Origin of the sequence: Aeromonas sp. ZOR0002 (assembly GCF_963866995.1) — a bacterium.
Lineage (GTDB): Bacteria > Pseudomonadota > Gammaproteobacteria > Enterobacterales > Aeromonadaceae > Aeromonas > Aeromonas caviae.
The window spans coordinates 1-17,040 of the sequence record NZ_CAWMFQ010000309.1; the positions used below are offsets into that span (position 1 = coordinate 1).

The window sequence follows — 17,040 nt, forward strand, 5'->3', positions numbered from 1 at the left end:
TGGGCCTTCTGTGCGGCCTGTGGAACGGCCTGCTGGTGGCGGTGTTCAAGATCCAGCCCATCGTCGCCACCCTGATCCTCATGGTGGCGGGCCGGGGCATCGCCCAGCTCATCACCGAGGGGCAGATCATCACCTTCAACAACGACGCCCTCGCCTGGATCGGCAGCGGCTCCCTCTTCTATCTGCCCACCCCGGTCATCATCACCCTGGGCATGGCGCTGCTGCTCTGGCTGCTGACCAAGCGCACCGCCCTCGGCCTCTTCATCGAAGCGGTGGGGATCAACATCAAGGCCGCCAAGAACGCCGGGCTCAACACCCCCATGGTGGTGATCGCCACCTACCTGCTGAGCGGCATGATGGCCGCCGTCGCCGGCATGATAGTCGCCGCCGACATCCGGGGTGCCGATGCCAACAACGCCGGGCTCTGGCTCGAGATGGACGCCATTCTGGCGGTGGTGATAGGAGGCACCTCCCTGATGGGGGGGCGCTTCAACCTCGCCCTCTCCCTGATCGGCATACTGATCATCCAGGGGGTGAACACCGGGATCCTGCTCTCCGGCTACCAGCCCCAGTGGAACCAGATCGTCAAGGCTCTGGTGGTGCTGGCGGTGCTGGTCATGCAGTCACCGGCCCTCAACCACCTCTTCCAGCGAGGGACTCGCCATGTTTAAACGCAACCTCCCCCTGATGGTGACCATCTTGGTCTTCGTGCTGGGCTATCTGCTCTGCCTGGCCTCCTTCCCAGCCTTCATGTCCACCCGCATCATCTGCAACATTCTGACGGACAACGCGTTTCTGGGAATAGTGGCGGTGGGCATGACCTTCGTCATCCTCTCGGGGGGCATCGATCTGTCGGTGGGGGCCGTCATCGCCTTCACCGGCGTGCTGCTGGCAACCCTCATCGGAAAGCTGGGGGTCAGCACCGTGCTGGCCATCCCTCTGGTACTGGTGCTCGGAGCAGGCTTTGGCGCCCTCATGGGCTGGCTCATCGACACCCTGAAGATCCCCGCCTTCATCATCACCCTGGCGGGCATGTTCTTCCTGCGGGGGGCCAGTTTTCTCATCTCCGAGCAGTCCCTGCCCATCGATCATCCCACCTTCACCTACCTGTCGAGCCTGTCGTGGAAGATACCGGGGGGCGGTCGCCTGAGCCTGCTGGCCCTCATCATGCTGGCGGTGGTGGTCTTCGGCATCCTGCTCGCCAACCGCACCCGCTTTGGCAACAACGTTTACGCCATCGGCGGCAACGCCACCTCGGCGGCCCTGATGGGGATCTCGGTGCGCCACACCACCATTCGCATCTACCTGCTCTCCACCACCCTGGCGACCCTGGCAGGCATCGTGTTCGCGCTCTATACCTCGGCGGGCTATCCGCTCGCCGCCGTCGGGGTGGAGCTCGATGCCATCGCCGCCGTGGTCATCGGCGGCACTCTGCTGAGCGGCGGGGTGGGCACCGTCTTCGGTTCCCTGTTCGGGGTGCTGATCCAGGGGTTGATCCAGACCTACATCAACTTCGACGGCACCCTCAGCTCCTGGTGGACCAAGATCATCATCGGCCTGCTGCTGTTCAGCTTCATCGCCCTGCAGCGCCTGCTGATCCTGGTCTCGGAGCACCGCAAGGCCAACAAGCCAGGTCCTTTCAAGCGCCAGGTTGCCGCCCAGCCCGAGTGAGGTATCAGCAAGACTCTGGTGGCAGAAGATAACGCGGCAAGGCGCTCCCGTGCGCCCTCCCCGCCTGGTCGTCGCGGGTCCGGCACAGAGGATGGGGAGGCAGCGGGGGCCCTCACAGGGCCCGGCCCCAACCTCCCGCACGCCCCTTTGAGGGGTGACACCGTCTTTGGAGGGCACTCAGGTCAATCGCGCCACCAGGGGCTGCCCTCATGGGGGCTCAGCACCTCCAGAGGCTCCCCCATGACAGGCGTGGTCAGGGGGATCTGTTGCTCGGCAGCCAGGCGGGCAATCTGCTCAAGCGGGTCGTTCCAGCGATGCATGGCCAGATCGAAGGTGCCGTTGTGCACCGGATAGAGCCATTTCCCCCCAAGATCGTGAAACGCCTGCGCCGTCTGCGCCGGGAGCATGTGCACCAGCTCCCAGCGCTTGTCGTAGGCCCCGGTCTCGAGGAAGGTCACGTCGAACGGACCGTAGCGCCTGCCAATCTCCTTGAAACCGTCGAAGTAGCCGCTGTCACCGCTGAAGAAGAGGTTGACCCCCTCGCCGCGAATGACCCAGGAGGCCCAGAGGGTCTGGTTGCCGTCCCCGAGGCCACGGCCGGAGAAATGCTGGGCCGGGGTCGCTACCAGGGTGACACCGCCCACCCGGGTCTGCTGCCACCAGTCCAGTTCGCGGATCTTCTCCTTCGCAATCCCCCAGGCCATGAGGCGCGCCCCCACCCCGAGGGGCGTGATGAAGTGGTCGACCTTCTCCTGCAGCGCCAGTATGGCCCCGTGATCGAGATGGTCGTAGTGATCGTGGGAGAGGATCACCCCCTCGATGGGGGGCAGCGCCTCCAGGGTGATGGGCGGTTGATGCCAGCGCTTGGGGCCGAACCACTGCACCGGCGAGGCCCGCTCGCTGAACACGGGATCCGTCAGCCAGAACGTGCCCTGCAACTTGAGCAGCAGAGTGGAGTGGCCGAGGCGCCACACGCTGTTGTCCGGCGCCGCGATGAGCCCCTCCCGGGTCATGACCTGTACCGGAATGGCGCGATCCGGCACCGTGCCCTCAGGCTTGGCGAACAGGAAGTCCCACCAGAGCCTGGCCCCTTCCCAGAGGCTTCGCGCCTGGGGTGTCACGGCATTGTTGAACCGGCCCCCCTGATATTGCGAGGAGTCCGGGTGTTCGGGCAGGCCCGGTTTGAGTAGAGATGCGATCATGCCAATCATCAGGGCTCCTTTGAGCAACCACAGAAAACGGCGCCCCTCAGGGGCGCGAAAAGAGGCTGACGGGGTCTGCATTCATGCCACGCCTGTCAGCCTGGTCTCTGGTGAGTCGAGAGCAGCCCCTGCACGGGGCCTCACCATCCATAAAACAGAACGGGAGAGTCGCACGGTATGAAACCGGTTCCCGGCGTCTCCAGTAACGGCAAGATAGCCTGCCCGGGCTCCCGCCACCAGAGGGGTTCGCGTTGCCGCGTGGCCCCGGCATGGTGTCGCATCAAGCGCATGGCCTCACCTGCTCTGCCGGCGCCAACAAAAGGAGGCGTCAGATGGCGTACTGCAAGAGCTTGCAGTGCTGAAAGTCAGAAGATGGCTGGGCCATAGAGGCCACGGGAGGTGACTGAGGGAAAGCATGATCTCAAGGGGACAGTGACGCGGTCTGAAGCCTGATAAACGCCCATAGGGCACAGGTGTAGTGGTTTAATCATCCCGGACACCATATAGGTGGTACAGTCGCCACCATGATCAGAGGTGTTCAATGGCAAAACAATGTTGTTTATTCACTGCCAAGTTCAAGCAGGAAGCGTGTCCTAGATGCTCGACCAAGGCTGTTCCGTCTCCGAAGCCAACAGTTCTCTGGACGTTGGCGAAACCGTGCCTCGTTGATGAATTCAGAAGAGTCCATCCAAACGAATTGACTCAACTCCTATTATCAAGTCTCTGACCCTTGGATACCGAATTGCAGTTTCGGCCTATCTTGATTTTGCCAAAAGGGAAAAGTAAAGCCCTGTAAGGGCTTTACTCTAAATATGCTTAAGAAAATAAAGCCGTGAGATGATTGATGAAACGCTTTGTTTCATTCTCTACATCCGGATTTTTTACCACATCATTTGTGATAAAGGTGGGTAGTGCTTTCATGCCCAAAAACTGATTTGCCTTATGGAAATGCAGGTATACCCCATCCACTCCCTGGCCTTCAAAGAACTGTTTAGGATCATTAAATGCCTCTAATGGTGCATTCCATGTAAGAGAGAGCATGTATTTTTTGTCCTGAACAAGACCGCCTGAGCCATATTTTTTTGACATATCGGAGCGAGTTCGGCCATCACTTTCATACAGAGAGCCATGACCCTCTGTAAACACATCATCGATCCATTTTTTAACGGTCCATGGTTCCCCCATCCACCATCCCGGCATCTGATAAATCAGTACATCGCTGTTGAGAATTTTTGCTATCTCGCTTGGAGGATCAAAATCGCTATCAGCATTGGTAACAGATACCGTGTGCCCAAGGTGGTTTAATATCTCACAAGCGACATTGACATAATGTTGGTTTAACTCACCTTTGGCAAAACCATAACTTTTGGCGCCATTAACAATCAGAATGTTACTCATAAAATCACTACCTTTTTCAGATTGCAAGAGGCTGGGCGCACTAGAATCTTTGAGTTTTTCCAGGCGGACCCATCTCGATTCAAACATGCTCACCAGCATTTTTAATAAAAATTCGACATATGATAATGCTCGGCACTTATCAGTAACAGTTATTACCCCCCGGCAGTTAATAATATAAAGCAGGGAGGCTAATCTTAAAAACTGTCTGGAGAAATGAATGTGGCCATTCGCAAGATATTTTCTGCAGCATGAAATGCACTGCAAATCCCTGGAGATGGTGACAACCGTCTTTCAATCATCAGGGGAGTATTTCCTTTTCCTACTGGCGGACGTCAAGATTCAGTTCAGCGACGATGCGGGTTCCAGGTGCACATTGCGTCCTGCAGCCATTCCAGTACAAGCGCCAGCCACAGCGAGCGCAGCAGTCACCAACAGTGGCACAGTCCAACTACCGGACCAATCGTGCACTTGACCCAGCAGCAGCGGTCCCATTGCCGCCATCAAATAGCCGACACACTGCGCCATTCCTGACAGGGCTGCAGCATCGCCAGCATTTTGTGTGCGCAAACCGATGAAGGTCAGACCCAACATCATGCTCGCACCTGAGCCAAACCCCAGAATAGCGGCCCACAGCATTGCCAAATCGGGCGCATAGGCTATTCCCATCAGAGACAGTGCCGTCAGCAGACTGACCACGACGGCCAATAGCCTCTGGTCTTTCAGGCGGCGCAGCATCGCTGCCAGTATTATTCCGGGAATAGCCGTAGTTAGCTGCAGCATTCCGTGCACGGCACCAGCTGTTGCAGAGGAGATACCATGGTCCGTCAGAATCGCTGGCAGCCAGCCTACCGCAACATAAAAGGGCATTGCATTCAGCCCCATAAACAACGTGACCTGCCATGCCAGAGGGGATTTCCAAACCTCGACAGTTGTTGTCTTTTTCGTAACTGATAGCTGTTGTTGATGGTGTTTTTTAAGCTGTGGCAGCCATAAAGTAAGCGCAAGTAGCGGAGCTACCACTATCAGCGCCAAAGCAATATTCCAGCTCCAAAACTGCGTCAGCGGAATGATAATTGCCGAACCGATAGCACCTGCCGCCCCCATCGTAATGGAATAAGCACCTGTCATAGATGCCATGTTTGAAGAAAAATCACGTTTGATCAGGCTAGGCAACAATACATTCCCCAGAGCGATCCCTGTTCCAATCAGGATCGTGCCCACGTACAACGCCCAAATACTTCCTGCGGAACGGAGTAGAATCCCTGCTGAGATAATAACCATTGCGCCCAATAGGGTTCGCTCCAGTCCTAATCTCTGAGCAACAGGGGCGCTCAACGGTGAAAATGCTGCAAAGGCAAGCAAGGGTAATGAATTGAGCAACCCTACTGCGGTGATACTGAGTTCAAACTTGTCTTGGATTAATGGTAAAACCGGTGCGATAGCGGTGAAAGGAACGCGCAAGTTCACGGCAATAAAAAGGATTCCCATCACAAGTGCCATGGTATGCCACTTGTTTTTTATGTTTGACATTTTCTATGTTATCTCTGATAAAAAGAAGAGTTTAAAATGCATGTTTATTGCAAGATATAGAAAACAAGACAGCATGTTTCTAAATTATGCCAAAGCACTAAACATGTTATGTCGCCAGAGGCGATTGAAACCGTTTTCCTCTAGGGCCACCCTGCTCTGTCATTCGATATCAAATACACCATTTTTGAACATATTGTACGGTAGGACTTCCATCATCCAGCCCTAATATGGCCACGAATTGTTATGACAGATTGGTGGACTATATAGTGGTTGAGTCGAGGAAAGACGAGGTCGCCATGAAGGGGAGCACTTGGTTGTTCGGATTAAAGCCCCATGGTCCCCCTTATGGGTGACAGTCAGATGAAGGTCATATCTCCAGAGACCACTGATGCGGCAAATCGATTTTCTGGCAAGCCGGCGATGGCATTTGATCTGGCCTTTAATATCGCACCGTCATGTCGTGATGGCGCGGAAAGACCAATACGTGCACTGGTGCAGTATAGGGTTGTGAATGCCTCACCTGCCAGCGTTGGGCATGTGCTCTGAATAGCAGGGGATGGAAGAACGCAGTCAATTGTTCCGTCCGGACAATAGCGCACAATCCGATTGCCTCCCCATTCTGCATTCCATAAGTAGCCCTGCGCATCCACACAAGAACCATCTGGTGCCCCACCTCCTTCTATTTCAGTAAACACGCGTTGATTTTCGAAGGAAGGGTAATCACAGCAGAAAATGCGCCCTTGCATCGAGTCGCAGTAATACATGGTGCCACCATCCGGGCTGAAACAGATGCTATTGGGAATAGCCACTTCGGGAAGAGGCAACGTCTCTATATCAAGCGTCGCGGCATTCAGTCTGTGGAATTTTCCGATACTCTGTAACGGGTCTCCATCATCCATGGTGCCGAAGACATAATTGCCTGAACGATCGCAGCGGCCATCACCTATTCGCGTTCCGATCTCCCCCGGAGAGGAAACCAATTCAGTAAAACTGCGAGTATTCAGGTCATAGAAACCGATCCGAGATACCAATCCCATCAGCAGAACGTCTGTCTTTTCGGTGAGTGCGAATGAGCCGAGGCGTTCAGGCAAAGACCAGCGCGTTACCGCGTTACTATCTCCTTCAAAGGCGAGCAGCTCGCTACCTTCAATGTCCGTCCAGAACAGCCTGCGGGTTTTATCACACCAAAGGGGGCACTCTCCCAGTGTGTTCCTGGCATCTACTGCAATTGAAAACATGTTAATCCTCCTGGCACTTTCATAAGGTATTGGCGAACGTCTACCCCAGGGGCAGACGTTCGTGAAGGTCAAAAATCAGAATGCCGCTTCATCAGTGCATAAGGCGCTCAGCTAACCGATCACCGAACAGCATGATGACGAGCCCGGTCAGCATGACCAGCATTCCACCCAGCTTTATCAAAGATACCGGACGCTGGATGGTGCCAAGCAGACCAAAATGGTCGATGACCTGGGATGAGAGCAACTGTCCGACGATGGCCAACCCAAGCAGGGCTGAAAACCCGATTTTCGGTGCGAGCACGACATAGCTGAACAACGCGCAAGCACCGATCAGGCCGCCAGCCAGACTCCACAGAGGCTGTGATGGAATGGCCGCAAGCGAGGTGAATAATCCGCCACGCAGCAGCGAGAAGATCCCAAGGCTGAATGCACCGGCCGCGAAGGAGAACAATGCGGCGGTGACCGAATCGCCCCCGAGTCCTCGTGCCAGCTGACTATTCAGAGTCGTCTGCAGCGTGATCCCGAGACCTGCGGCAAAAGCGATGACGTAATACAGCGTGCTCATGGGTTTCATACCTGTCAGTGTGCCTGTGCCAGCGGCAGGAAGGCGTCAGCAAAAATGTCAGGCTCATACCCGGCGGCGGCAAACAGATGCTCACGGGACTCATCAATGGCGGCGCGAAGGCGCGTGCTGTCTACGCCCAGCACCTTGCCATGCTGCTTGACGATGCGTCCACCGATCATGACGGTATCAATGTTGCTGCGCTCTGTCGCATGCACCACGGTGCCAAAGGCATTGCCGGATGGGTAGAGGTTGATGTCGCCAGCATTGATCAGAATGAGATCCGCCTGTTTTCCTGGTGTCAGGCTCCCTACCTTGTCCAGCAGCCCTGCACAGGCAGCACCATCGACAGTCGCCGATTTGAGGAGTTGGGCAGCCGGCAGCGTGGTCAGCGAGTGGTCGGTGCCGCAGCAATGCTGTTGATGCATGCCCATCACCCGTTGCAGGTAAAATGCCACGCGCATTTCCATAAACATATCAGTGCTGTAAGAGGTTTCATTGTCGACGCTGAGGCCAGGGCTGATGCCATGACGCTGCGCTGCCTGGATGGCAAACATACCGTCCTCGATGCCATAGTGCGCATCGGAGCGCGGGCAGACATTCACCCGGACACCGGCTTCTCGCAGGAGCTTCCATCCCTCATCTGGCAGTGACGTGCAGTGATTGAAAATATTGTCCGGGCCGAGCAGACCGCGCCGATGCAGTGACTCCAGCTCAGACGCCATAAAAGAACCAAAGAATTCAGTGACGATCGGCAGTCCCAGCCTGCGAGCCTCGGCCCACAATGCAGGCTCCAGCTGGGCCATGACAGCAAGGGAAACCAGGCTCTCTGGGTTGTCCTTGAAATATTTCTCTTGCAGGCGTTGCCAGTTACCCGGCCAATGAGCCTTGTCCCATTCCCCCGATACCGGTGCGCCGGAGGCGTGTATGGCACGGATCCCTGCATCCAGCAGGGCCTCGACGGCGGCGTCCGAATGAGCTGCGGTGCGGCTGTTATGGGAATTGTCAATGACGGTGGTGATGCCTGCATCAATGCAGCCCAGTGCCGTCAGCAGGTTGCCGATATACATATCGGCAGGGCGATAGTACTTGGCGAAAGAGAAGTGCGTGGCGTTGCTGTAGTCTTCCAGACAAGTGGCATTCGGATTGATGCGGCGCAGTTGTCCCTCCCAGGAGTGGCGATGAGAATCCACCATCCCCGGCATGGCGATCATGTTCGTAGCATCGATGACACGGGCCCCATTCGCCTCCAGATTCTCGCCTATGGCCGTAATGGTTGATCCACTGATCAGAATGTCTCCACGTGCAATGTTACCCACGTTCTCATCCATGCTGAGGATCGTGGCTCCCTTGATCAAGATTGAATCTGGCCTTACATCTTGATTATTAACAATATTTCTAAGGTATCCGGTCATTTCAAGAGCCTCTTCTCTAGTCAATGGCGAAAAGATACGGCACTCTATTACCCTGAAAAAGATGACCAGACTGGTTTCATAATTCATGATTTTCGAATAATCATGGGAACTATCGGTAGAGGTATCGCCTCAAGGGAGAAGGGCTGTGGATCGTATTCAGGCTATGCAGATCTTTATGCGGGTTGCTGAGACCGGAAGCTTCGTGCGGGCAGCAGAGACCCTCTCACTGCCTTCCTCGACAGTCAGCAGTACGATTAAAAACCTCGAGAAATACCTGCTGGTGCGCCTGCTGAACAGAACAACGAGGCGGGTGAACCTCACCCCTGAAGGCCTGCAGTATCTTGCTCAGTGCAGGGAAATTCTCTCATTGATCGAGCATGCCGAGTCCAGCCTGACGGAGGCTATCAAGCGGCCACAGGGGCGTTTGCGGGTTGATATGCCGAGCGGGATAGCACATTCCATCGTCATGCCGAATCTCAGAGACTTTCACCAACGTTATCCAGATATCTACCTGATGATAGGTGTGAGTGACCGGCAGGTTGATCTTGTTCAGGAAGGTGTGGACTGCGTGATCAGAACAGGAGAGCTGAATAACTCCACCCTTGTTGCTCGTCCCCTTGGCAGGTTTCGGTGGGTAACCTGCGCCTCGCCTGAATACCTTCACGAAAACGGTGTTCCCCAGTCCCCTGAAGAACTGTCTATGCACCAGGCGGTCCACTACTTTTCGGGCCTCGCCAGGCATGCAAACGAAATGCGATTTGTCCGCGGTAAAGAGACTCTATCGGTTACTGTGAGCGGCACCGCAGCCGTCAATGACACGGGGCTTTATATCAAGATGTGCCTCGATGGCTTTGGCCTCATCCAGCTTGCCGAGAATGTTGTACTGGATCACCTGCAGGCAGGAAGGCTCATCGAGGTGCTAGCAGATTGGCAACCGCCATCGGTACCTGTCACATTGCTTTATCCCCATCAGCGTTTTCTGTCTCCTGCCGTGCGTGCATTTGCTGATTGGATCGCCGAGCTTATTCATAATGCCAGCCCGGAAAAACGAATGTGACGAGATAAGAAAATAGAACTTTAAATATACTCAACATGTATAAAAACAGACTAAGCAACATCGTTATCTAAACTATGCCAGACTACAAAAAAGAGATCTCTTCACCTGAAGAATTTGACTCGGATACATTCACTCAGGCAGCCGTTGCCTTGCACGTGATATCTTCAGGCGAGTATTCAGGTATCAACCCGCACGCTCACAGGAAAGGTCAGCTGATAATGTCTTTACATGGCGCAGTCAGCTGTGAAGTACAGAATGCATTGTGGCTTGTTCCTCCCGGGCATGCGGTATGGATTCCTGGTGATACACCTCACAGTTGTCGTATAACGCAAAATGCCCGCACTTGCTTTCTTTTTATTGAGCCCGGCTCAGCAGTCATGCCTGAAACCTGCTGTACGATTGCTATTACCCCCCTCGTTCGCGAGCTCATTCTTCATCTTGCAGATCAGGGGCCTTCCTATCCTTCAGAAGGAAAGATGGCCAGACTCGCATCTGTACTTTTGGAACAAATTCCTGATGCGCCAGTTGAAGCGCTTTATCTACCAGTATCTACTCATCCCAAAATCAAACACATTACGGATGCACTTTTTGCTACCCCGGGTGACCGCACAACATTACGACAGTGGGCCGTTCGGCTTGCAACCAGTGAACGATCGCTCGCCAGACTGGTGCAAAGTGAAACAGGGGTGAGTTTCGGACGTTGGCGTCAGCAGCTTCATTTGGTGATTGCGTTAAGGCATTTGGCAGAGGGACAGTCAGTTCAAAATGTGGCCGGCACTCTGGGCTATGACTCTGTGAGTGCTTTCATCACCATGTTCAAGAAAGCACTGGGGAAATCTCCGACGCAATATTTTGCGTCTTTTCGTTGATCTGCTCAAATTAATTTTCCGCGGGCTTTCATTAGGCTAACCGATTTTATATGAGGCTCCGACATTTCAAACATCAACAGTTCGCTATTTTACAACCTGTATTTAAAAACATCCTGGATGCCTGGGGATGGTATTCACCTAATATCCATGTGCCTAAACCACAATCTAATTGAAATGGATAGGGTCACTCGGGTTCGATGAGGCGTATGACTCGAAGATTATATAATCCCGGTACTGTTCATCTGGTCGAGCTCCTGACGTAGTGTATTAGTCGGTGCTTTAAGCGGAAGTGAAAGGCTACAATCTGAATTAACATCAACACCACTGAGTAAAGGGCAAGAATTGAATATTTCAGTGACCCAGTTAACAAAAGCTCGTACTTTGGGAGATAAATGGCGGTTCTGCAAATATGCGACTGAAATTGGGATTGGCGAAGGGGATAGTTGTGGCGATTCACTTTTGGTGCCCAGGATAGGGCATTCTCTTTCAGATAACGCTCACTGAGTTCTGAGAGTGCAGGGGATGAAATGGCAGAAGGAGTCTCAGAGACTGCCTTAGGAGCAGGATTGGCCGCTGAGGGTGTCTGTTGCTGTAGCCACTGAGGCTCTGGCAGGAAGTTTGGCTGAGGTTCTGGCTGGACAGACTCAGGCTTTACCCGAGAACGAGCGCAGGCGAGCAACTGAGCCACCTTGCTACGGGCAACTAACTTATCTCGGGAATGAAAGGATTTCTGGATCTCTTTACGACGACCACAGGGGAGCGTGGTGATTTTCCGGTAATACCAGATGCCGTGTGGACTGAGCCAGAGATTCACTTTGAAGACTCCTGATTCATCCACACAAAGTGGATTACCAAGAGGTCTGAAGGGGGTATTAGCTGTAGCTTGTTGAATGGCAAAAACAGGTGGTGGCCCTACCAGCCACATCCCGGCACTCGAGTCCCCCGCCTTGGCTGCTACCTTCCGGTCCTGACCAGGTCGACGGGTTATCAATGCGAGAGGACCAATAGGACCACCGGCGAGGAGAATAGGCAAACTGGCCCCTCAATGCAACGGCTTTCTGCCGCAGCGCGAGCTGTTCGCCTTATTTTTCAACAATCTGGCCAAGGGTTCAGCTAAAGAGCATGAATTTGGCACCCACCAGCAACATGAGCAGGGCAAAGGCCTGCTTGAGCCGCCGGGGTGGCATTCTGTGTGCCAGTCTGGCGCCCAGACGGGCAAATTGGGTGCTGGTGAGCACGATGCCAAGCAGGGCCGGCAGATAGATGAATCCGACGCTCCACTCGGGCAGATCGGCGTCTCCCCAACCGGCATAGAGATAGCTGAGGCTGCCTGCCAGGGCGATGGGCATGCTGCAGGCGGCGGAGGCGGCCACGGCGTTGCGCATGGGCACCGAATTCCAGGTGAGGTAAGGCACGGTCAGCGAGCCGCCACCGATGCCGAACAAGGCCGACATCCAGCCGATGACGGTGCCCGCGATCCCGGTACCAAGGGGGCCCGGCATGTGTCGCTCCGCTTTTGGCCTCAAATTGAGCCCCATCTGCAGGGCCATGGTCCAGGCGAAGCAGCCGATGATGATGTTGAGGGTGCTGGCGCTGAGCAGGTTGGCGGTCATGCCGCCGAGCCAGGCACCCACCAGCATGCCGGCGCCCAGGCGCCGAATCATCCCCCAGTCCACCGCTCCTGCCTCCTGGTGCGCACGCAGGGAGCTGAAACCGGTGAAGATCATGGTGGGCAACGAGGTGCCGAGGGCCAGATGGGTGATGATCTCCGGCGCCACGCCCTGTGCGTGAAAACTCAGGACCAGCACGGGGACGATGATGAGGCCGCCGCCGATACCGAACAGCCCGGCCAGCATGCCCGCGAAGGCGCCCAACACCAGATAGCCCACAAACAGCATAAACATTCCTTCAATAACGAAACAGCGGTCAACTTGACCGCCATTGCCCATAAAAAAGAGATGGCATCTTGCCATCTCTTTATTGTGCCGATTAATGCAGGGGAATGGTACCGTCCATCACCTTGTAGAACGCCAGCACGGCGCAGCCGAGCAGGGCTGCCGTCATCCCCTGCTCCAGCCGGTTGAGGCTGCGCAGGCCGTGGTGCTGGCGCGCCTTCCAGTAGATGAAGATCCCCGGGCTGTAGAGCAGCGCCACCAGCAAGAGGTACTCCACCCCGGCGGCATAGACCAGCCAGCAGCCATAGACGGTGGCCACCAGGGCCAGCAGCAGGTCGCGCTTGCGCTGATGGGGCTGGCCCGCGTAGGTCTCCCCTTTCAACGCCAGCTTGAGGCCGTAAGCACCGGAGAAGACATAGGGCACCAGGGCCGCCGAGGTGGCGATGTTCACCAGCGCCAGGTAGGTGCTGTTCTGGAAGTAGATGATGATGAGGAAAATTTGCACCAGGCAGGTGGAGCACCAGAGCGACACCTTGGGGGAGCCGTTCTTGTTCTCCTTGGCGAACCAGGCCGGGAAGACCCCGGTCTTGCCGGCTATGTAGGGCACTTCCGCCGCCAGCACGGTCCAGCTCAGCAGGGCCCCCATCACCGAGATCACCAGGCCGATGTTGATGAGCCAGGCGCCCCAGGGGCCGACCACGGCCTCCAGGATCATGGCGGTGGAGGGGTTCTTGAGGGCCGCCAGTTGCGGCTGGTTCATGACCCCCAGGGAGAACAGGGTCACCATGACGTAGAGCGCCAGGGCGCCGAGCAGCGCCAGCACGGTGGCGCGGCCCACGTCCTTGCGATGGCGGGCACGGGCGGAGACCACCACGGCCCCCTCGATGCCGATGAAGACCCACAGGGTCACCTTCATGGTGGACTTCACCTGACCCATCACGGAACCGAGCTCGGGACTCCCCTGCCCCCAGAGATCCAGGGTGAAGGTCTCCATGTTGAAAGCGAGCAGGATGGCCACGCAGAAGACGATGAGGGGCACCATTTTGGCGATGGTGGTGACGATGTTCACCAGCGCCGCCACCTGGATGCCGCGCAGCACCAGGGCATGCACCGACCAGATGAGCAGGGAAGCGAGCGTGATGGCGACCGGGGTGTTGCCGTCACCGAAGATGACATTGTCCGGCGTGTCGAAGAAGTAGCTCAGCGCACTGAACACCACGATGGCGTAGGAGACGTTGGCCAGCAGCTGGCACAGCCAGTAACCCCAGGCGGCGTTGAAGCCGACGAAATCCCCGAACCCTGCTTTGGCGTAGCTGAAGATGCCGCCATCGAGATCCGGTCGACGCATGGAGAGATTCTGGTAGACCAGGGCGAGGCAGATCATGCCGATCCCCGTGATGGCCCATCCCAGGGCGACGGCCCCGGCACTGGCGTGCGCTGCGATGTTTTGCGGCAGACTGAAAACCCCGGCACCGACCATGGAGCCGATCACCAGCGAAATGAGGGCACCCAGCCCCAGTTTCTTGTCCATCTCAAACCTGTTTTATTAGGCGGCGGCAGAGCGTCCGTATTCATACTGCGCGCAATATGGGAGGGGCTAGAAATCCGTACCCCGTGAAAAAGGCGGCAACTATATTGCATGACTATTCCGGCCGCAATCCCTCTTGCCGTCAATCATGAGCCGCCTTGACCGCGCGCAATTTTACAGCACTGACCCGGGGTGCCTGTGAGCTGGTTCAAATTAAGAAAGACCCGTTGATATTTCACGACTTTTCATGATGCCGCCCCGCTTTTCAAAAGCCGGACCTGCATGGCTATGCACCCTTGCACTGGGGCCTTTCCCCTGCAAAAACGCCCCTGCAGGAGGGGCGTCAGAGAGGGTATATACAGGGGGGACTAGAGCCTCAAGCCGCCGTCCAGCTCGATCATCCGCCCCGACAGATAGTCGTTGGCAAGGATGAACTGCACCGTCTGGGCCAGCTGCGCCGCCTGCCCCAGGGTGCCCACCGGGATGGCCTGTTGCATGCGGGCCATGGCTTCGGGCTTCATCGCCGCCGTCATGTCGGTGGCAAAGACGCCGGGGGCGATGCCCATCACCCGGATGCCGTGACGGGCCAGCTCCTTCCCCCAGGTGACCACCAGAGAGGCCACCCCCGCCTTGCTGGCGGCATAGTTGCTCTGGCCCATGTTGCCGGCCCGGGCGATGGAGGAGATGTTGATGATGACGCCCCCCTCCCCGCCGGTGGCCATCAGCGCCGCCCCCTCGCGCCCGCACAGGAAGGTGCCGGTGAGATTGACGTCGATGACGCTCTGCCACTGGGCCAGGCTCATCTTCTCCGTCAGAGCCCCCTCCTTCACCTTGATCAGCATGCCGTCGCGCAGGATGCCGGCACAGTTGACGAGGCCGTACAGGGCATCGAACTGATCCTTGATGGCGGCGAAGGTCGCCTCGACCTCTGGCTCGCTTGCCACGTTGCAGACGAACAGGGCGCAGCGGCCGTCACGGCTGCGCACTTCCGCCTCGGTCACCTCCAGATCGGTGCGGTTGACGTCGATGAGGGCAAGCACGGCCCCCTGCTCCGCCAGACTCAGGGCGATGGCGCGGCCCAGCCCCCTGCCTGCCCCCGTGATGGCGATGACTTTTTGTGTGATATCCATAAATGCTCCTGGTGAGATGGCCGGTGACTGTCGAGTCAAGGACTATCGGGTAAATAGGTAGATAGCGGCCCTTAACCCGGCGCTGTCTTGTCCCGATAGAGCTCGAGGATGCTGGAAAAATCCTTGTTCTCCTGGCCCTGGCTCCCGTGCAGGTTGAAGAGGTTGCGGGCCAGGGCCCCCATGGGCACGGCGCTGTGGGCATGTTCCGCCAACGCCATGGCGAGCCCCAAATCCTTGACCATCAGCCGGGTCATGAAGCCCCCTGTATACCCACGCGACGCCGGCACGTTCTCCATCACCCCGGGCCAGGGGTTGTAGCGCTCAAGGCTCCAGTTGTTGCCCGAACTCTTGCCCATGATGGTGGAGAGCACGGCGGGATCCAGCCCCTCCTTGACCCCGAGCGCCAGCGCCTCGGCGGTGCCCGCCATGTGGATGGCGAGCAGCATGTTGTTGCACATCTTGGCGATCTGGCCAGCGCCAAGCGCCCCGGCGTGAAACAGGTTCTGCCCCATGCAGGCGAGCACGGGTCTGGCCGCTTCAAAATCCGCTTTTTCGCCGCCAACGATGAAGGTGAGCGTGCCCGCCGCCGCACCGGCCACGCCCCCCGAGACGGGGGCATCGAGAAAACGGATGCCGCTCGCCTTCGCCGCCGCCCCCACCTGACGGGCCGAGGCCACGTCTATGGTAGAGCAGTCGATGACCAAGGTGCCGGGCGACAGGGCCGCCAGCAGATCCTGGCCACCCCGCTCACCGACACTCTCCCCCAGCCAGAGGCTGCGCACGTGCTCCCCCGCTGGCAGCATGCTGATGACCAGCTCGCAGCCGCTCACCGCTTCCCGGGCATTCCCGGCGGCAATGCAGCCAGCCTCAATGGCCCGGGTCAGGCTCTCGGGCACCAGATCAAACACCTGCACCCTGTGCCCCGCCCTGGCCAGGTTGGCGGCCATGGGCCCCCCCATATTGCCAAGCCCGATAAACCCAATCCTTGTCATGGTGTGCTCCTTGTGTGTGATCCCGCGTCAGCGGAGGCGCAAGGGGTTGTCCCCCTCGGGCCAGCGATAGAAGGCATCCAGCCAGGCCTCACCCGCCTGCGGGGCCTGCCAGCGGGGGGATTTGTCCTTGTCGATGAGCAGAGCCCGCACCCCTTCCACGAAGTCCCCTCTGAGCACGCAATTGACCGAGAGGGTCAGCTCGTCGGCAAACACCTCGGCCAGGGACTGGCGCCGTGCCTGCCAGAACTGGCGCCAGAGAATGGCGCGGCTGATAGGGCTGCCGCGAAGGCAGGTCTCCCGCCCCTGAGCCAGCGCCGGTTCATCCAACTCGGCGGCCTCGAGGCGTGCCAGCACCCGGTGCAGGGAGCGGCCGGCCAACAGCGCATCGATGCGGGCCTGGTGGGGCAGCAGTACAGGAGGCGGCAGCGTCTGGCCAAGGGATCGCTGCAAACCGGTGAACAGCACCTCGATCTGCTCGCAGGGGTCGCCTGCGGACCAGTCGAGGGCGGCGAGGCGCGCCGGCAGCTCCACCCGCTCGCGGCTCGCCATGGCG

At 57.3% G+C, this 17,040-nt stretch carries 15 protein-coding genes, 1 other RNA gene and 1 pseudogene; 4 read left to right on the top strand and 13 right to left on the bottom strand.

Annotated elements, in window-relative coordinates; all coding sequences use genetic code 11:
- The coding region (locus tag AACR77_RS16990) for an ABC transporter permease (protein WP_042878534.1) at positions 1-671 on the top strand (671 nt) is incomplete at its 5' end.
- The gene (gene yjfF, locus AACR77_RS16995; RefSeq protein ID WP_042878536.1) at positions 664-1,671 is read left to right on the top strand and encodes a galactofuranose ABC transporter, permease protein YjfF; all 1,008 of its coding nucleotides are present in this window, start codon (positions 664-666) and stop codon (positions 1,669-1,671) included. The genes AACR77_RS16990 and yjfF, both read left to right, overlap by 8 nt.
- Positions 1,672-1,853: 182 nt before the next feature.
- Here the strand turns inward: yjfF and AACR77_RS17000 are convergent, their stop codons facing one another.
- From AACR77_RS17000 to AACR77_RS17025, 6 genes are all read right to left on the bottom strand, one after another.
- Positions 1,854-2,882: an MBL fold metallo-hydrolase gene (locus AACR77_RS17000; RefSeq protein WP_042878538.1), complete on the bottom strand. Its 1,029-nt coding sequence runs from the start codon at positions 2,880-2,882 to the stop codon at positions 1,854-1,856.
- An 807-nt stretch (positions 2,883-3,689) separates the two neighbouring features.
- Positions 3,690-4,358 carry an NAD(P)H-dependent oxidoreductase gene (locus AACR77_RS17005; protein WP_366918287.1) on the bottom strand — a complete coding sequence of 223 codons (669 nt, stop codon included), beginning with the start codon at positions 4,356-4,358 and terminating at the stop codon, positions 3,690-3,692.
- A gap of 252 nt (positions 4,359-4,610) precedes the next feature.
- Entirely contained in the window at positions 4,611-5,801 is a 1,191-nt protein-coding gene (locus tag AACR77_RS17010; RefSeq protein ID WP_042878540.1) for a CynX/NimT family MFS transporter, read from the bottom strand.
- Positions 5,802-6,157: 356 nt separating this feature from the next.
- Positions 6,158-7,039 (bottom strand): SMP-30/gluconolactonase/LRE family protein, encoded by an 882-nt coding sequence (locus AACR77_RS17015; protein ID WP_081999309.1) that lies wholly within the window; start codon positions 7,037-7,039, stop codon positions 6,158-6,160.
- 91 nt (positions 7,040-7,130) lie between these two features.
- Entirely contained in the window at positions 7,131-7,604 is a 474-nt protein-coding gene (locus AACR77_RS17020; RefSeq protein ID WP_039039069.1) for a DMT family transporter, read from the bottom strand.
- A gap of 14 nt (positions 7,605-7,618) precedes the next feature.
- The gene (locus AACR77_RS17025) at positions 7,619-9,103 is read right to left on the bottom strand and encodes an amidohydrolase family protein (RefSeq protein ID WP_205125373.1); all 1,485 of its coding nucleotides are present in this window, start codon (positions 9,101-9,103) and stop codon (positions 7,619-7,621) included.
- A gap of 58 nt (positions 9,104-9,161) precedes the next feature.
- Here AACR77_RS17025 and AACR77_RS17030 point away from each other — a divergent pair, with 58 nt between their 5' ends.
- Positions 9,162-10,073, top strand: a complete 912-nt coding sequence (locus AACR77_RS17030) for a LysR family transcriptional regulator (protein WP_042878542.1) — start codon at positions 9,162-9,164, stop codon at positions 10,071-10,073.
- Between the two features lie 74 nt (positions 10,074-10,147).
- Positions 10,148-10,942 carry an AraC family transcriptional regulator gene (locus tag AACR77_RS17035; RefSeq protein ID WP_080767869.1) on the top strand — a complete coding sequence of 265 codons (795 nt, stop codon included), beginning with the start codon at positions 10,148-10,150 and terminating at the stop codon, positions 10,940-10,942.
- A gap of 439 nt (positions 10,943-11,381) precedes the next feature.
- Here the strand turns inward: AACR77_RS17035 and AACR77_RS23185 are convergent.
- The 7 genes and pseudogenes from AACR77_RS23185 to AACR77_RS17065 form a co-directional block, all read right to left on the bottom strand.
- Positions 11,382-11,756 (bottom strand): annotated as a pseudogene (locus AACR77_RS23185) (integrase); the annotation flags it as partial.
- A gap of 96 nt (positions 11,757-11,852) precedes the next feature.
- Positions 11,853-11,949, bottom strand: an RNA gene (gene ffs / locus AACR77_RS17040) — signal recognition particle sRNA small type.
- 102 nt (positions 11,950-12,051) lie between these two features.
- The gene (locus AACR77_RS17045) at positions 12,052-12,840 is read right to left on the bottom strand and encodes a sulfite exporter TauE/SafE family protein (protein ID WP_042878545.1); all 789 of its coding nucleotides are present in this window, start codon (positions 12,838-12,840) and stop codon (positions 12,052-12,054) included.
- 91 nt (positions 12,841-12,931) lie between these two features.
- On the bottom strand, positions 12,932-14,368 hold the full coding sequence (gene arcD, locus AACR77_RS17050) for an arginine-ornithine antiporter (RefSeq protein WP_042878548.1): 1,437 nt from the start codon (positions 14,366-14,368) through the stop codon (positions 12,932-12,934).
- 365 nt (positions 14,369-14,733) lie between these two features.
- Positions 14,734-15,495, bottom strand: coding sequence for an SDR family oxidoreductase (locus AACR77_RS17055; protein ID WP_042878550.1), 762 nt, complete (start codon positions 15,493-15,495; stop codon positions 14,734-14,736).
- A gap of 71 nt (positions 15,496-15,566) precedes the next feature.
- Positions 15,567-16,487, bottom strand: a complete 921-nt coding sequence (gene mmsB, locus AACR77_RS17060) for a 3-hydroxyisobutyrate dehydrogenase (RefSeq protein WP_042878552.1) — start codon at positions 16,485-16,487, stop codon at positions 15,567-15,569.
- Positions 16,488-16,514: 27 nt separating this feature from the next.
- A partial coding sequence (locus tag AACR77_RS17065; protein ID WP_042878556.1) for an enoyl-CoA hydratase/isomerase family protein occupies positions 16,515-17,040 on the bottom strand: 526 nt, incomplete at its 5' end.

What these genes read in the sequence shown, in the direction of transcription:
- yjfF (WP_042878536.1), top strand. Translation starts at nt 664, where the DNA reads ATGTTTAAACGCAACCTCCCCCTGATGGTGACCATCTTGGTCTTCGTG.
- AACR77_RS17000 (WP_042878538.1), bottom strand. Translation starts at nt 2,882, where the DNA reads ATGATTGGCATGATCGCATCTCTACTCAAACCGGGCCTGCCCGAACAC.
- AACR77_RS17005 (WP_366918287.1), bottom strand. Translation starts at nt 4,358, where the DNA reads ATGTTTGAATCGAGATGGGTCCGCCTGGAAAAACTCAAAGATTCTAGT.
- AACR77_RS17010 (WP_042878540.1), bottom strand. Translation starts at nt 5,801, where the DNA reads ATGTCAAACATAAAAAACAAGTGGCATACCATGGCACTTGTGATGGGA.
- AACR77_RS17015 (WP_081999309.1), bottom strand. Translation starts at nt 7,039, where the DNA reads ATGTTTTCAATTGCAGTAGATGCCAGGAACACACTGGGAGAGTGCCCC.
- AACR77_RS17020 (WP_039039069.1), bottom strand. Translation starts at nt 7,604, where the DNA reads ATGAGCACGCTGTATTACGTCATCGCTTTTGCCGCAGGTCTCGGGATC.
- AACR77_RS17025 (WP_205125373.1), bottom strand. Translation starts at nt 9,103, where the DNA reads ATGAATTATGAAACCAGTCTGGTCATCTTTTTCAGGGTAATAGAGTGC.
- AACR77_RS17035 (WP_080767869.1), top strand. Translation starts at nt 10,148, where the DNA reads ATGCCAGACTACAAAAAAGAGATCTCTTCACCTGAAGAATTTGACTCG.
- AACR77_RS17045 (WP_042878545.1), bottom strand. Translation starts at nt 12,840, where the DNA reads ATGCTGTTTGTGGGCTATCTGGTGTTGGGCGCCTTCGCGGGCATGCTG.
- arcD (WP_042878548.1), bottom strand. Translation starts at nt 14,368, where the DNA reads ATGGACAAGAAACTGGGGCTGGGTGCCCTCATTTCGCTGGTGATCGGC.
- AACR77_RS17055 (WP_042878550.1), bottom strand. Translation starts at nt 15,495, where the DNA reads ATGGATATCACACAAAAAGTCATCGCCATCACGGGGGCAGGCAGGGGG.
- mmsB (WP_042878552.1), bottom strand. Translation starts at nt 16,487, where the DNA reads ATGACAAGGATTGGGTTTATCGGGCTTGGCAATATGGGGGGGCCCATG.